The organism is Candidatus Zixiibacteriota bacterium (assembly GCA_029860345.1).
In the GTDB taxonomy this organism is placed as follows: Bacteria; Zixibacteria; MSB-5A5; order GN15; family FEB-12; genus JAJRTA01.
The window spans coordinates 88626-105075 of sequence record JAOUBJ010000009.1; the positions used below are offsets into that span (position 1 = coordinate 88626).

Annotated in this window: 12 protein-coding genes; 9 read left to right on the plus strand and 3 right to left on the minus strand. The window is 53.8% G+C overall.

The features are described from left to right. Nucleotides 1–16 precede the first annotated feature (16 nt). The 4 genes from dxs (at nucleotide 17) to OEV49_10655 (ending at nucleotide 4300) form a co-directional block, all read left to right on the plus strand. On the plus strand, nucleotides 17–1996 hold the full coding sequence (dxs, locus tag OEV49_10640; protein MDH3891529.1) for a 1-deoxy-D-xylulose-5-phosphate synthase: 1980 nt from the start codon (nucleotides 17–19) through the stop codon (nucleotides 1994–1996). A gap of 6 nt (nucleotides 1997–2002) precedes the next feature. After that, entirely contained in the window at nucleotides 2003–2866 is an 864-nt protein-coding gene (locus OEV49_10645) for an NAD(+)/NADH kinase (protein MDH3891530.1), read from the plus strand. Between the two features lie 392 nt (nucleotides 2867–3258). Continuing rightward, nucleotides 3259–3738, plus strand: coding sequence for an SPOR domain-containing protein (locus tag OEV49_10650; protein ID MDH3891531.1), 480 nt, complete (start codon nucleotides 3259–3261; stop codon nucleotides 3736–3738). A gap of 148 nt (nucleotides 3739–3886) precedes the next feature. Continuing rightward, nucleotides 3887–4300 carry a secondary thiamine-phosphate synthase enzyme YjbQ gene (locus tag OEV49_10655; GenBank protein ID MDH3891532.1) on the plus strand — a complete coding sequence of 138 codons (414 nt, stop codon included), beginning with the start codon at nucleotides 3887–3889 and terminating at the stop codon, nucleotides 4298–4300. 102 nt (nucleotides 4301–4402) lie between these two features. On the opposite strand, the gene OEV49_10660 is transcribed toward OEV49_10655, so the two are convergent. Continuing rightward, complete coding sequence (locus tag OEV49_10660) at nucleotides 4403–5440, minus strand: thrombospondin type 3 repeat-containing protein (GenBank protein MDH3891533.1); 1038 nt, start codon at nucleotides 5438–5440, stop codon at nucleotides 4403–4405. A gap of 295 nt (nucleotides 5441–5735) precedes the next feature. On the opposite strand from OEV49_10660, the gene OEV49_10665 reads away from it, so the two are divergent. Then, nucleotides 5736–7682, plus strand: coding sequence for a S9 family peptidase (locus tag OEV49_10665; protein MDH3891534.1), 1947 nt, complete (start codon nucleotides 5736–5738; stop codon nucleotides 7680–7682). A 96-nt stretch (nucleotides 7683–7778) separates the two neighbouring features. On the opposite strand, the gene OEV49_10670 is transcribed toward OEV49_10665, so the two are convergent. Beyond that, nucleotides 7779–8081, minus strand: coding sequence for a hypothetical protein (locus tag OEV49_10670; protein MDH3891535.1), 303 nt, complete (start codon nucleotides 8079–8081; stop codon nucleotides 7779–7781). Further along, a complete protein-coding gene (locus OEV49_10675; GenBank protein ID MDH3891536.1) occupies nucleotides 8078–10141 on the minus strand; it encodes a tetratricopeptide repeat protein in 2064 nt (687 codons plus the stop codon). Before OEV49_10675 ends, OEV49_10670 begins: the two co-directional genes overlap by 4 nt. 291 nt (nucleotides 10142–10432) lie before the next feature. Between OEV49_10675 and OEV49_10680 the strand changes: the two genes are divergently transcribed. From OEV49_10680 to OEV49_10695, 4 genes are all read left to right on the plus strand, one after another. After that, the gene (locus OEV49_10680) at nucleotides 10433–11860 is read left to right on the plus strand and encodes a hypothetical protein (protein MDH3891537.1); all 1428 of its coding nucleotides are present in this window, start codon (nucleotides 10433–10435) and stop codon (nucleotides 11858–11860) included. 183 nt (nucleotides 11861–12043) lie between these two features. Continuing rightward, nucleotides 12044–14083 carry a sodium-translocating pyrophosphatase gene (locus OEV49_10685; GenBank protein ID MDH3891538.1) on the plus strand — a complete coding sequence of 680 codons (2040 nt, stop codon included), beginning with the start codon at nucleotides 12044–12046 and terminating at the stop codon, nucleotides 14081–14083. Nucleotides 14084–14263: 180 nt separating this feature from the next. Then, nucleotides 14264–14983 (plus strand): YIP1 family protein, encoded by a 720-nt coding sequence (locus OEV49_10690; protein ID MDH3891539.1) that lies wholly within the window; start codon nucleotides 14264–14266, stop codon nucleotides 14981–14983. Nucleotides 14984–14993: 10 nt separating this feature from the next. Further along, nucleotides 14994–16412 (plus strand): TolC family protein, encoded by a 1419-nt coding sequence (locus OEV49_10695; protein MDH3891540.1) that lies wholly within the window; start codon nucleotides 14994–14996, stop codon nucleotides 16410–16412. The last annotated feature ends 38 nt before the right edge of the window (nucleotides 16413–16450 follow it).

The window sequence follows — 16450 nt, forward strand, 5'->3', positions numbered from 1 at the left end:
ATAGTTTGCTGGAACAATGAAGTATCTGGACAAGATAAGCGGATCGGCGGATGTCAAGAATCTGTCACCTGATCAGCTGGTGGAACTGGCCGAAGAGGTCCGTCAAGAGATAGTCTCGGCTGTTTCTCAAACCGGCGGCCACCTGGCAACAAATCTGGGCGCGGTGGAGTTGACTTTGGCTTTGCACCATGTCTTTGATCTGCCGACCGACAAACTGGTCTGGGATGTCAGCCACCAGGTCTATGCCCACAAGCTGCTGACCGGTCGGCGGGATGAGTTTCATACGATCCGACAGTACCGCGGTCTGGCCGGATTCACCAAGAGAGCGGAGTCTGAATATGATGCCTACGGCGCCGGTCATGCCTCGACGGCCATCTCGGCGGCGTTGGGTTTTGCCGCGGCTCGCGATAATGCCGGGAGTGATTTCAAAGTTGTGGCGGTGGTCGGAGATGGTTCTCTGACCGGTGGATTGGCCTTTGAAGGACTCAACAATGTCGGTACTTCCAAAAAGGACATGTTGGTCATTCTCAATGATAACACCTGGTCGATTTCCAAGAACGTAGGCGCCATGTCAAAGTACCTGACCAGCATAATGGCCGATGAGAAATTCAACCGGCTGCGTGACGAAATCTGGGAGCTTACGGGCCGTTTCAAGAGACGTGATAAGATTCGCAAGGCAATATCGCGTATTGAAGGATCCATCAAGGGCCTTTTGTTTCCGGGTGGACTTTTTCAAAACCTGGGCTTTAGGTACTTCGGGCCGATCGATGGTCATGATCTTCCGCTGGTAGTAAAAACTCTCCAGAGTCTGAAGAACCTCGGTGGACCTGTGCTTCTTCATCTGGCCACCGTCAAGGGTAAAGGTTATGCCCCGGCCGAGGGTGATCCGGCCAGTTACCACGGGGTCGGGAAGTTCGACAAAGTAACCGGCAAGCCCAACAAAAAAGCCGGTCGTCCAGCCTACACCAAGGTGTTCGGTGACACTATGCTTCAGTTGGCGGCCAAGGATGAACGGGTGATTGCTATCACGGCGGCGATGGCCTCCGGAACCGGGCTCGACAGTTTTGCCGGAGAATACCCGGAGCGTTTCTTCGACGTTGGCATTGCCGAGGAGCATGCCGGCTGTTTTGCGGCCGGTTTGGCCGCCGAAGGAGCCAAGCCCTACATGGTGGTGTACTCGACGTTCTTGCAGCGGGCTTACGATCAGATAATCCACGATATTGCTTTGCAGAAACTGCCGGTTGTTTTTTGTATTGATCGCGCCGGGCTGGTGGGTGAGGACGGGCCGACCCACCATGGCGCCTTTGATCTATCCTATCTCGCGGCTGTGCCCAATCTCACCGTGGCCGCGCCAAAAGATGGTGATGAATTATGCTCGATGATGCACTACACAGTCGACAATGAACTCGACGGCCCGGTGGCTATACGCTTTCCAAGGGCTTCGATCCCGTATGAACTTTCCGATGACCCGGCAAAGCTGGATTGGGGCCGCTGGGAAGTTTGTTCACCGATGAGCGATATAGTCATCCTGGCCGTGGGTACTATGGTCTCGACAGCCCTGGCGGCCAGGGACCTGTTGGCGCAAAGGGGAGTCAACATCATGGTCGTCAACGCCCGCTTTGTGAGGCCGCTTGATCTTGACTGCTTGAACAGCCTGGCAAAAAAAGCCAAGCTTATTGTGACTATAGAAGAGAACGTCCTGCGCGGAGGTTTTGGCCAGACAGTCGGTTCCTGCTTGATGACCGATGGTTACCGGGGCGAGTTTAAGGCCCTGGGCATTCCGGATCGATTTGTGACACACGGCGCCCGCGACCTATTGCTCAAAGAAATAAATCTCGATGTCGAAGGTGTGGTGGACAGTATCGTCAAGCTGGCGCTACCCGATGAACCCAACGGCGGCTTCCTGCACAAGCTGAGGCTCCGTCGAGGTGATAACTCACGCAGAACGTCAGTGGTTGAGCACTCCCATCTGGTGAAGAGCGACGATAAAGGATAAGAGCAGATGCGGTTCGGCTTAATTGCCAATCTCAAACGCGAGGGCGCGAGAGCGGCCATCGCAACCGTGCAGAACTGGGTCAAGGCCTCTGGACATGAGTTGTTCTGTTGTCGTGAGCAGCTTGAGTCGATCTGCGATGGGACTCTCACAGTACCACTGGATGAGTTGGCTGAAGAATCCGACATTCTTATTTCGATGGGTGGAGACGGCACCTTTCTGGCCTCCGCTCGGGCGGTAGGGGCGGCCGGGACGCCGGTACTGGGAATCAATCTCGGCTCTTTGGGTTTCCTGACACAGCTTCGACCGCACCAACTGGAAAACGCGCTTGAGGCGATTGCGCGCGGCGAGTACCTTATCGAAGAACGGATGCTACTCAAGACAGAGATTGAAGGCCGACCGCGTTTGGAATCGCCCTATGCGCTGAATGACGTGGTAATCGACAACGGTCCGGTGGCGCGCCTGATCGACATCAATCTCGAAGTGAACGGGGAAGAGCTGGTCACATATCGGGCCGACGGACTCATATTGTCAACCCCGACCGGGTCAACCGCCTATTCTCTGGCCGCCGGTGGACCCATTCTGCATCCGGCTATGCGAGCGATCGTGGTGTCGCCTATTGCTGCTTTTTCCCTGTCGACCCGACCGATGGTTTTCTCGGCCTCAGATACTCTGGAGTTACGTATAGGCTCGTCACATGAGGTCGCCGGATTGACTCTGGACGGTCAGATTAGCGCGCCCTTATCCGACACTGACCGGCTGATAATCTCACAAGCTGATTTTTGTCTCAAAGTCATTATTTTTCCCACCAGTAGTTTTTATAAAGTGCTCAAAGAGAAGCTCCACTGGGGCATCTCGCCAAGAGCTGACTGAATCTCGGACTCTTCGGTCATCAGCAAGTGCGGTAAGGCGACTCGCTTGACAGCTTCCGGGCGGCAAAGAAGGAGTCGGGCGACGTCGGCGCGATATCACCTGACCGCGGATGTGGACATCTGCCGCGCACAGAACTCTGAAAGATTCGCCCTTCGACTGCGCTCAGGGTGACAGTGAGTGAGATTGCCGCGTTGCTCCGGTGTCGGCGGATCGCCTACCATGATCCATGAGAGGGCTTTTTCGGCAGATATCAGTCAAGGGGTTTTATGTTGACACCACTAAGCGCCGGGGCTTTTATCGGAGTAATTGGAGACTAAACCGTGCGACTGAATACCCAGTGTGCCGATCGTGAATAAACAAACGTCGGGTGCTCATCGCTGAATAGAAAGCTCATGATGAAACTGTTCATTGCAGGATTAATGGTGGGAGTGCTGATGATCGGATGTGCCGATCGCCAAGACGAAGCCGAAAAGCTCGGCCAGGAAGTCACCCAACAGGAAAGTGCAGGCGTCGATAGCTCGGCCGCGGATGTCGATACCACCGGGGTCGGTGCGGCCGACGATGCGGAAAGTAGTGAGGCTGACGCGGCCGCAACACCGGCGGAGACCGAACATATTCCCGATGCACCCCCAGGTGAGGGTTTCACCGTACAGATAGCAGCCTGTACAGATTACGAACACGCGCAGTACTTGATCGACCTCTTTCGCAAACGGGGGTACGAGCCGTACATGACCAAATCCGAAGTGAACGGCGAGAGTTTCTATCGTGTGCGTGTCGGGGCCTACCCTGCTGCTGCTGAGGCTGAGCAACTGAGGGCGGAACTGTTGGACAAGTACTCGCTCGAGACCTGGATAGACAACAAGACCGAGTAGCCGCTCAGGGTGAGGTGATAAATCACTTTCGGGCGCTTCGCGCCTTGTGGGCTCTACGTGAGCAGGCGTAACCTCATGCTGAGCGAAGTCGAAGCATGAACTGAAACCGGTCGAAGATGCAGATAACCTCTGAAGGGCAGCCACGTCTGTGAAAAGCTACACCGACTACCTGACATTTAACACGAAGCGGCGGCGGGATTATATCAATATCACCGCCGACATTAAAGCGGCGCTTGATAAGAGTGGCGTAAGTGAAGGGCTTATACTCGTTTCCGCGATGCACATTACGGCGGCGATCTATGTCAACGATGCCGAATCCGGCCTGATTGAAGATATTGATGAGTGGCTGGATAAACTGGCCCCATTCGGCCCTGATTATCGTCATCATCGCACCGGCGAAGACAACGGGGATGCCCATCTGAAGAATCTGCTGATGCACAGCCAGGTGGTTCTGCCGATCACTAACGGTCGGCTCGACTTTGGTCCCTGGCAGCAGGTCTACTATGCCGAGTTTGATGGCAGGCGCAACAAGCGTGTCATAGTCAAGATCATCGGTGAGTGATAAATCACCTTCGTGCGCTCCGCGCTTAGCAACTCTAACTGAGCATACATTCAGATGCAGGGCGCGGCGTGTGAGTATGCTGTTTCTGGGGTACAGCTCGCCCTATGGACAAGCTGGCGGCTCGGGTCCACCGGTAAACATGTAATCCACGAGATAGACTAAGTCGGAGATGTCTATGGGTGGGTCACCACCACTTCCGTCAATATCAGCTTCATTGGGGCAAGGGGGGGCTGGACCGCCGGTGAACATGTAATCAACCAGGTAGACAAGATCGGAGATATCGATGATGTCATCGGGGTCAAAATCTGTATTAGCTCGAATTCCCAAACAACAGCAGGCATCGCCCACGCCATCACCGTCGCTGTCTTCCTGTTCGGGATTGTAGACAAAGGGACAATTGTCCACGGAGTCGGCCACGGCGTCTCCGTCAACATCTCCAGGAGTGACTTCGTAGCAACAGACTTTAGCAAAGGACACAAAAACATAATTCCGTCCATAGACATCTTCCAGTGGTTGCCAGGCGCCGTCGTTGTACCAACTAGAACGCTTTTCACCCACCCAGGGACCACCACCGGTATCGGTTACACAAACCAGCGTATCAAGCGGACCACCAACCGTAGTCCAACCGATGAAAAACTCTTCTCCGGGAGTAAAGACCCATGGACCATTGCTAAACGGCTCATTACTAACCCAGCCCAGCCCCGTAGGCAGATTGGAATTCGGAACGAGAATGGAATCAAGAACGTCGCCGGGGAAACCGGAGCCATTATCATCCCACAGATAGATCATCAAATCGGGATTGCCGGTCATCTGCGACCCTGCAAAAGCCAGGCTGGTGCTGTTTAATGTGCAAATCTTGGTTGGTGGAATGTTGAACCGAGTATTGAAAAAGTCAACATCCAAATACTGATTCGGATTGTGCCATCCGAAGTAAGCAGGATTACCCCAATGAAAATAACTCCACGAGGTGCAGGCAGCCAGGAATTCGGCCAATCCGGGAGCCCAGACTAAAGAATCGTGCATGAGCAACTGCTGCGGAACACTCACACTTTTTGGCAGCATATCCACCGAACCTGAAAATGTCACCTGGGACAGTATGAGGGCGGCGAACATCAGAAGAAGTATTAAGCGTTTGCACATCAATAAACTCTCCACATTTAAGAGCAGGTGTAAGGCCTGGGTGGCCCATAGCACCAGATTCGGTAAGGGTACGGTCGTTGCCAAGTTCAGCTACGACCACTAGCAATATAGCGGAAAGGTCGGATTTGGCAATGACAATAATGATAAAAATAGACCGCATAACTTTACGTTGCGGCCGACCGAAAGGTAGTGGGGAGACCCTCACCCATTCTTTTCCCACTTGCGGACTGAACTTTTTTGGCCTATGTTCGTCCAGTTAATCGAGACACAAAAACAAAACCCTCCGGAGGAACCGATGAATCATAAAGTTATCGCCATATCATTACTGGCTATCGCTCTATTATTGCCGTTGACATTGACGGCCCAGAGCAAGGACAAAGATGCCACCTCGCTTCTGTCTAAAGGGAAGTACATCCCGGACATCGCCACTTTTCTCAATATCGGTGGGATCAGCCCGGCCGGGTACAGTTGGGACGGCAAGGATGTCTATTTCCGTTCCGGTATGTCGGGTGCCTCTCAGGTCTATCGAATTACCGCAGATGGTTGGCCGTACCAGTTGACAACATTTGAAGACGGAATCGATTTCTTCGTACTTTCGCACGACGGGAATATGGCAATCGTGGGCGCCTCCACCGGTGGCTCCGAGCAGTCACAGCTATACTTGATGGATACCAAAACCGGGCGCGTTCTGCAGTTGACCCGTTTTGAAGATGTCCAGATGGGTTCGGTCATTTGGGCCAAGGATGACAAGTCGGTTTTCTACCGTTCCAACCAGGAGAACGGCCGGGACTTTTTCATCTATCGCATGGATGTCGCTACCGGTGAGGCAACGAAAGTTTTCGGCGAAGAAGGGGGCGTGACCGGCTACAACTATATTGCCGATCTGTCCGAAGACGGCAGCCTGTTGCTGATCGCTAACTACACATCAAATGTGAACAACGAACTTTACCTTTTGAACCTCAACAGTCTTGAGTATCAGAAACTGAACGACGACGATCACGATGTCATGCACGGTTCTACGGCTATTATGCCGGACAACAGAACAATCGTCCTTACTTGCAACGACAACAAAGACGGCATACAGCGTTTGGCCAAGATGACGGTCGGCGATCCCAAGATCAGCTTCGCCGATGACGGCTGGATCGATCCCAAGTGGGAGATTGACAATATGGGCTTCTCGCGCGATTACAAGTATCAAATTGCGCAGGTGAACGAGGATGGCTATATGCGACTGCGGATGCGTGAGTGGGCGACCGGTACAGAAGTGCCCGGTCCGCCGCTGGACGGAATCCTCGGTGGCGGTATGTTCGATAAGCACGGTAACTGCATCGTGTCGTTCACCGGACCGACCCGCGCCCCCGATGTCTGGAAGTGGAACCCGAAGGAAGGCGAGTTAGAACAGCTGACCTTCTCTATCTACGCCGGAATCGATCGTTCACTGTTTCGTGACCCTCAACTGATCCGCTACAAGAGTTTTGATGATCTGGAGATTCCGGCCTTCTTGTACTTGCCGCCCGACTATGAAAAAGGAAAGCCGATTCCGTTCATCGTTCACGCTCATGGCGGTCCCGAAAGTCAGTATCAGCCGTACTTCCTGCGTAACGTCCAGTATCTTCTGCTCAATGGTTATGGTATTCTTGCTCCCAACCCGCGTGGATCTTCCGGGTACGGTCGTGATTACCTGAACATGGACAACTACAAGAACCGCAAAAAGTCACTCAAAGACTACAAGGCGGCGGTGGACTGGTTGATCGCAAACGGCTACACTCAGAACGGCATGATCGGAATCCGTGGTGGTTCCTACGGCGGCTATGTTGTAGCCGGCATGATTACCGAATATCCCGATCTGTTCGCCGCCGCAATTGACATTGTGGGCATTGTGAATTTCCAGACTTTTCTTGAAAACACCAAACCGTACCGCCGGGCATTGCGTGAAGCCGAGTATGGCCCGCTGTCCGATCCGGAACATTTGAAAGATATCTCACCGATCCACAAGGCGCATCTTATCAAGACACCGCTTTTGGTTGTGCATGGGGCCAATGATCCACGCGTACCGGTGGGGGAGGCTCGTCAGATTCTTGCAGCGGTGGTTGCAAACGGCGGTGTTGTCGATTCGTTGATTTTTGCCGATGAAGGCCACGGTTCCGGCAAGCGGGTCAACACTATTAAAGAGTATCGCAAACAGGTGGAGTTTTTGGACCGCCATTTGAAACTGCTCGACGTCAACAAACCGACGAACTAATACGGCATGTGCGTGGTGTATGTCTTCATGCGCCACGCAATTGTCACCCCGAGCGGAGTCGAGGGGTCCAGGGTGCATTGGTGGATGACAGTTTTGTCAGACCGGGATCGAGGTGTATCGGAAGCAGGTCTCTTCGTCTTGCTCAAAGACCACTCGTTTATAGAAATCGCAGGTGTGGCAGGGATCAACCGGCGCCGACATATTCTGTGCTTCTTTACAGGCTGCGTTGCGCACCATCCAGCAGGCTCGTCCGGCGCCGATGCCGTCGTTGAGTCCGTCGTATTTCATCGTGCGCGCAACCGGACACTCACCAACCAACTCGGTCAATACGCCGCCCGGCTCGCGCCCGCAGTTTTTGAATTGCCAGCAGTTGAGTTTACCTGTGGTACTGTCGCTCATCTGTCCTCGTCCACGACGTGTAAAACCGCAGTGTATTTCTGGTCGGTCACCATCCGCTCCATCTCGGACTGATTGGCTACCTGAGCGAATCTCTGGAAGTTCTTTTTCACTTCCTTGATGTTGTCCAGAGCCATGTAGCTCAGCATCAGGTATTGGTATACCACCGGGTTGTTCTCATCGAGCGAACGGGCTTCTTTGAAGTGTTTGATAGCCTTCTTGTGGTTGTCCAGAAGGAACCGGGCTTTGCCCAAACCAAAATGCACGGCCGGGTTTTTCTTGTTTATCCCCTTGGCGGCGTCGAAGTCGGCGATGGCGGCAATCTCCTGACCCTTGGCCAAGTAGAGTTCGCCACGTCCCAGGTAAGCGGTGACGGATTCTTTATTCACCTGCACCGCGGAGTTATATGCCGAGATGGCCCGGTTGAAGTTCTTTTCAAACCGGAATATCTCTGCGGCTCGAATGTAGTCGTCGTATGCCGTCTCGGCCTTCTTGAGCTTGGCCTGGACGTCGGCGCGAGCCAGGTAAGCCTCGGCGTAGCCAGGTTCCTGATCGATTGCCTTGGTGAAGTCGTCGATAGCGGTTGTGTGCTCCCCGGCTTTGACACTGGCCACACCGGAATAGTAGAAATCCTCGGCGGTGTATGTCTGTTCTTTCTGAGCCGTTTGCATAGGTTGCAATTGAGCTGTGAGCGTCTTTGTTTGCCCGCCTTTGAGCTCGACCACTCCGGACACTGGTGTGTAGCCGTCGGCCTCGACGACGTACTTGTGCTGGCCGGCTTTGATACGCGAGTAGGTCATATTACCTGCACCCATAACACTACCGTCAAGGATCAGTCGGGCCCCTTCGATATTTGCCTCTAAGGCCAGTTTGGCCAAGCTGGACCCGGACTTGGATTTGGCGGGTTTGGAAGCGCCCTGCTGGGCGGGGGGGGAGGGTTGGCGTGGCTTTGGTTTCGGCGTCGACTGGCTCTGTGCCACGGCGGACCTCTGGACCGGCGAAGAGGCGGACGTTGCCGGACTGCCGGCATTCTGTACGGAGGGCGCTAAGCTTATTGTAGATGTCTGGCCGGCGGCAACGGTGATGTATTCCTGGGCTACCACCTTACCGTCGATTTTGTATTCCATCTCATGCGACCCGCTGGGAATGTCACCGGACCGGAAAAAACCTTCGGGGTTTGACTTCACGGCGTGACCCAGTTCGGGAAAGCGTATGATCGCACCGTCGGCGAACGGCTCACCGGACTTATCGAGCACGATTCCAATCACCTCGCCGTTGCCGGTATCGCCGGTGGACAACATGGAGGACCCAATTAGAATCAGGGCTATGACAAACAGGCCGGCCACGGCTCCGATTATGAGGCCCGGCCGAATCTGCTTCGACTTCAGTTTATAGGCCCGTCCGTTTACCAGCACTTCGTCGTCGGGGTGCAGCTGTTGACTGCCGGTGATTTGAATATAATTGCGATAGAAGAACGCGATCCCACAACCTCGCCTGGCGATGGCCGGGCTTGACATTTCGGACAGGTTTTCCAGGACAACGGTCGGTTTTGATGGCTTCTCGGGCATGGGAGTATGTGGTCCACTCTCATGTTGGTTCACCGCTTCACCGTTACCAATCTTGCGTATGATCTCTTCCTTCTCACGATCACTCAAGTACAGACTGTCGTCGCCGGATTTGGCAGCTTGTCTGGGGTCTGGGTTAACACCGGGACCTGATCTGAGTTCGGGATTAGCCATGGGAGTCTTTGGCGCGCGACCGAGGTTCGAAGGTGGTGCCGGTGGGTCATCGACCGTAGGCGGAAGAGGTGAATCGGTCTCGCCGATCTGGCCGGTGTTGCCGTGATGAGGTTCATGCATTGTGTTTGAAGTCGACTCCTCAGAAGGCCTATTGGCTTCATCCTGCACCAGGTCGCTGGTGGTCTGAAGATCGAGATCATCGGTGACGGTCGGAAACTTAGAGGTGCCACCTACAAACTCCGGGTCATGACCGCTTGCTTCGGTTACCACGAAATCCAGGTCCTCTGTTGGCTCGGTCGGTGTGGTTTTGGGCTCTGCATTCACACGACTCCCACATTCGGAACAGTACTCCGCCTGCGGGTTAATGAGCTGGGCGTTACACTTCGGACAATTGTTCAAGGTAAATATCCTGCCAAGTTGTTATGGTTCTTTAGGTTTTTTATCGGTCGGGGTGTGATTTTTCTTTAGATGCAAGCAGGTGGTCAAGCGTCTATGGAAGAAGCCTAATCCGTTGGAAAGAAAGGCTTGACAACAGATTACGCTAGACTTTATATTTGTCGCTTGTAGTTTGGAACATTACAGTACCCGATCACTGATCGGAGGAGGAAGATTTAGATGTTGAGGCGCCACAAACGGCTTCTGGTATTAACAGCACTGGTTCTGATCGCAACCTTTTGGTGGGGATGTAGCCAGCCGGATGATATCCTGACTGAGAAATCAACCACGTTGATTAATCTGGTTGCTGAGAGACTGCCCACGACTCCTGACGGGATGGCCTATCAGTTATGGGTTGCCGACACAGTTATTCTTGATGCCGTGGTCGGGACTCAGGCGATAGATGAGCCGTTTAGGTATGATTTTGCTACAAACAAGTTTTTGGAACTTGATGGTACACGGAGGGCTGACACCAATGAGTTTCGGTTTTCCGGCGATATTCTGAATTACCAGTGGGTTTTAATGACGGTGGAGCGTACCGACGGCAGCGGCGCCAGTCCGGGTCCGGTCATGCTAATTGATTCCGTGACGCCTGACTGGGTCAGTAAACTGGACATGATATTCCCGTTAAGTGATTCTCTGTGGTTTTCGGCCGTTGAGTTCAATATGGAAAGTCCCTCCAACGGACGTGACTCCGCAAGCGACGGTGCTGCCGTTTGGTTTTCGGTCTACGATGAAAGGACATGGCTGGTTCAGGATACAATCGCCCTGGACTCGTGGGTAATCGACACGGCATACGTTGATACCTTCACACCCGATGAAGGTGATTGCATTACCAATATCGTGAATATTTCAGACCCTGTTGTCCACGACACCCAAAGAGTGTTTGGATTTGACACCGTGCCGATCCAGATTGTGACGTACAGCCAGGAAACGGTAGAGACATGTGACAGCGGGCAGGGGCACTTGCTCAAAACCAGTGTCAGTCTGTTTTATAATACGCTACCCAGAGACAGCGGTCAATACGATGCATTCACACAGGTTGCGGTCAACCTGCCGGACCTCAGACCTATGGGCTGGCTCTATCAGGGTTGGGTATTGTCCTCTGTGATTAGTGACCTGGGTGTCGGAGTGGGCGAATTCACGCCGCCTGCCTGGGTCGGGTTTAACAGGCACGACACCACCATTCGGGCCACCGACGGACATCTCTTGGCCACCGGACTCTTCCACGATCTGTACCTGCCGGACCAGAGTAATCTGCATGTCGATGATCCCCACCGGGTGCCGCCTTATCCGGGCGAAGACTTTTTCAAAGCGCTTCCGCCAAATCAACAGGACATAGAAGTCAATCTTGTGCCTGACCATCCGAATAATCAACCTGGTCCACCTACGGGTAGTGCCTTTATAGCTTTGCATCCTATGAATGCGGTCACCGACACGACCAATTTCCCATTGATAATTCAGATCCGCGACCTTCCTAATAATCGGTACGATGTTTATACCGAGGCTCAGCAGTTTATCATGCGGGGAATGATCAACCACAACACATTCGGCATGGGCGTCAATGAAGGTCTGCCACAGGTTCAGGCAAGAGTTCGTAGGTTCTGATCTGGTTTACTATCTGCAAGTTCAAACCGGCGTCTTTAGGCGCCGGTTTTCTTTTTATTGTTGACCAGAAATCACGACTTGTTTTCTCTTGTCAACCAGGCCGGTTGAAGATATATTCCCCGGCAAATTCGTAGGAAGAAAGTTGGAAAATAACTCAGTAGCTCACGACGGGAGAAGCTGTTAATGGAAGAACTTGGTTTGCCCCCTGAAATCTTAGGTATACCCCCGGGTTGCTTGGCAGCCCTGATCGGTATCATCGGGTTTGTCTTTGCTTTGGTTCTCTTTTTCTGGATACGCGGCCGTGACGCCGGGACCGATTTGATGAAGCAAATCTCCGAGCGCATCCATTCGGGCGCCATGGTATTCCTCAAGCGTGAATACTCCATACTGGCGGTGTTCATTATAGTTGTATTCGGCCTCTTGTATTGGAAGATCGATTCACGGACCGCCGTGGCCTTCCTGGGCGGCGCAGCCTGCTCGATGCTGGCCGGGTTCGTTGGCATGAAGGCGGCTACCCGTGCCAATGTGCGGACATGTGCCGCGGCCAAAGATAGTGGACAGGCATCGGCGTTGTCGATAGCCTTCACCGGCGGTGCGGTGATGGGAATGACAGTGGCTTCGCTGGGTCTTATTGGCGTTGGTATCGCCTACACTTACTTCGGCAAAAGCCCCAGCACGGCTTGGATAATAAATGGATTCGCCATGGGCGCCTCATCGATTGCCCTGTTCGCCCGTGTGGGTGGCGGCATCTTCACCAAGGCGGCCGATGTCGGCGCCGACCTGGTGGGTAAGGTCGAGAAAGACATTCCAGAAGATGACCCGCGCAACCCGGCTGTCATTGCCGATAACGTCGGCGACAACGTTGGTGACACGGCCGGGATGGGGGCCGACCTGTTTGAGTCTTATGTCGGATCGATAATTGCAACTATAGCCATCGCGGCAACGATTTCGGGTGGTTCCGAAATCGTTCAGGACATTATAGCCAATCGGGCCGCCTACATGCAATTGCCTTTGATGGTTGTCGCTTTCGGCGCGCTGGCTTCGATACTTGGTGTTTTGTCGGTAAGGGTCTTTTCCACAATGAACCCGGCCGCGACGCTTCGCCTGGTGACCTATGTGGGCGCAGTTGCCATGCTTATAGCCGCCTGGTTCTTGATCGGTTATCTCGGGATCAATCAGAGTGTCTTCTGGGCTATTCTGGGCGGTAATTTTGCGGGCATTGTACTCGGATTGTTGACTGAATACTATACTGCGGCGGGTCCGGTTCGCAAGATCGCACGCGCCTCGGAAACCGGATCGGCTACCAACATCATCCAAGGTCTGGCCGTCGGCATGGAGTCGGTCTTGGCGCCGATTATCATTATTTGCATAGCCATCTACACCGGTTACAGTTTTGCCGGCCTGTACGGTATCGGTATCGCCGGTGTGGGTATGCTGGGGACGATTGGTGTCACCATGTCGGTCGATGCCTACGGTCCTATCGCCGACAACGCGGGCGGTATATCCGAAATGTCCGGTCTTGGTAAGGAAGTGCGAAAGATCACCGACAGACTGGATTCACTCGGCAACACAACCGCTGCAATCGGCAAAGGATTCGCCATCGGGTCAGCCGCTCTGACGGCGCTGGCCTTGTTCTCGGCCTACTCGGCGGCGGTCGGACTGGGTAGTATCAATATCCTCATGCCCAAGGTGGTCATCGGGTTTTTCCTCGGTGGCGTGTTGCCGTTTTTTGTGGCCGCGCTCACCATGACTGCCGTCGGCAAGGCTGCCTCAGCAATGGTGGAGGAGGTTCGTCGGCAGTTCCGGGAGATCAAGGGTTTGATGGAAAGAGAAGCTGAGCCGGATACGGCTACTTGTGTCGATATCGCCACCCGCGGCGCCTTGGTACAAATGATTGCGCCCGGCCTCACGGCTATCCTGGCGCCGATCGTGGTCGGCTTGGTTTTGGGCAAAGAGGCACTGGGCGGTTTTCTGGCCGGGGCGACGATGTCCGGTGTGATGCTGGCCCTTATGATGGCCAACGCCGGCGGCGCCTGGGACAATGCCAAGAAACTGATTGAGGCACGTGAAACCAACGGCAAGGGCTCCGATGCACACAAAGCAGCAGTCGTTGGTGACACCGTTGGTGATCCTTTCAAGGATACCTCGGGGCCATCGATGAACATTCTGATCAAGCTGATGGCCATCGTCTCGCTGGTGGTGGGACCGGCGCTGTTTAGGTAAACGCAGGTCACTTTTGTAGATGAAACGGTGCTGCGCACTTGATAGTGTGCAGCATCTTTTTTCTGGTCTTGAGTGAATAAGATGGCATATTACAGGTACTCAGGACGAGTTCGGACCTTGTGAAACTTTTACCAGTTGCTCTCGTTAAGGGAGACTATGGAGAGCGCAGGAGAGTCGAGATTGGAGAATCAAAGTATTCCCTCGGGCGTGTCGCCTGAGACGGCAACGCAGGTTTCTTCCCTTAAGGGTCTGATCGAAGTCTTCCATCAACCGGCCGCTTGGTTTGAGAGGCTTCGTAACGATCCCAAGGTGCTGGTGCCATATTTGGCGCTGTTTGTGATCTACCTGATCAGCGCCTGGGTCATGAAAGATGTTATGACCGAGACGATCATGAACTCACCTCAGGTTCAGGAGCAACTGCAAAGTGGTGAGATCCCGGCCGGAGCGGAGCAGTATCTTTGGATAAGCGGCGTCGCCAGCATGCTGTTTCTCTTCATGATGGCGCCTTTGGTCGGCGCCGCCCTGGCCATGTTTTGGGGCAATATCGTTTTCGCCGGCAAGGCCTCGTTTAAGTCGCTGTTGTCGGTCATGCTTTACGGCGAGTTGATCTTTGCGTTTGGGAGCCTGGTTGTACTACCGCTCATTCTGGCCAAAGATAGTCTGACCGTCGGTTTTAATCTCGGTGTTCTGGTGGTCGATCGCGGCCTGCAGGATGCCCTGTACATAACGTTGTCGAAAATCGATCTGTTTATAATCTGGGAAATTGTCGTAATCGGTGTAGGCTTGTCGGTAATTAATCGAATCCCGCGCAACAAAGGACTGTTGTTGTCGGTCTTATCGATGGGATTGCTGACGATTATCGGAATTGCCGCTGCGGCGATAGGAAGCATGCTTAGATAGGAGTTCATTGATGAAATCGTTCTTGGTCACATTGGTAATCACCGGACTACTCATTCCCGCGTTGGGTTCAACCGCCCAGGCGGAATCACTGACACTTGACGATTGTGTCAATTTGGCCCTGCAAAACAGAGCATCGATCATTCGCGCTCGTGGCAACGAAGATTTGGCCAAGGCCGACCGGCGCGCCGCCCTGGGTGCTTTCCTGCCGCGCGTAAATGCATATTACAACTATAGCAAGAGCTACTCACGCGATCTGAAATCGGAAGGCACTATCCCCACCGGCGCCGATCTCTGGGTGGACACTCTTCAGTTTCAAGACAGCCGCACAGGACAGATAGTCGATTGGGAAGTAGTGCGCGATTCGGTGACCGGCTGGGAGACAGTAGAGTTTCAGCAACAGGATCAGGATCGCACCAGTAAAACATGGGGCGCACAGGCCCAGATGTCTTTATTTGATCTTTCCAACTGGTTCAACCTGGCTCGTTCCGGGGCGGCCAAGGAAATGGCTCAACTGGATGTCATCGCATCCGAGCAGGATTTAATCTACTCCGTAAAGTTTTCCTTTTATGCCTACCTGGCGGTGGCCGAGAATGTGTCGGTGCAACAGGAGGCGGTCAAGCGCTCAGATGAACAGTTGAAACTAATCCAATCCAAGTTCGAACTGGGTTCCGCGGCCAAGTCCGATGTGCTGAAACAAAAAGTTCAGGTCGGCAACGACCGGCTTCAATTGCTGGAGGCGCAGAATTCGGTCATTACGGCCAAGGCGGACCTGGCCTATACAATAGGGATAGACCCCACACGCGACATCGAGTTTTCCAAAACGTCGACTCCCCAAACATACGACGGCACTATTGACGATGCGTTGCAGTATGGGTTGAGCCATCAGCCGGCCTATCTATCGGCTGAGAAAGGCGTCGACGCTTCGAATCATTCAGTCAATGCGGCCAAGGCCGCCTATCTGCCAACGCTGGGTGCATCGGCCAGTCTCGGTTGGTCCGATGGTACCCGCGGCGATACCGCTATCTTCAACTTCTCGTCGCGTTCGTCCTCGATCGGTCTCGGCGCCAGTTGGAGCATATTCGATGGCTTCTATAGGGAACGCTCGCTGAGTTCGGCCAAGATTCAACGAAACAACGCCAGGGCACAGGCTGCAGAAATGCGCAACCTGCTGGCTCTTCAGGTCAAGACGGCATTCTATGACATAGAGAACGCCCAGGCACAGACGCAGGTTTCGCAAGAGAACGTCGAAGCGGCCACTGAGGACCTGAATATTACACAAGAAAAGTACAACCTGGGCGCGGCCACCATCCTGGACTTGCTTGAGTCTCAGGTGGCCTTGAAAAACGCGCAGGTAAGCCTGATACGGACCGGGTTTGATCTCAACCTGGCCGTAGCCCGTCTGGATAGAGCGATGGGCCGAAAACTGTAGAAAGAGACGTGAGCTTTTAGTTAGATAGTAGGCAGGTA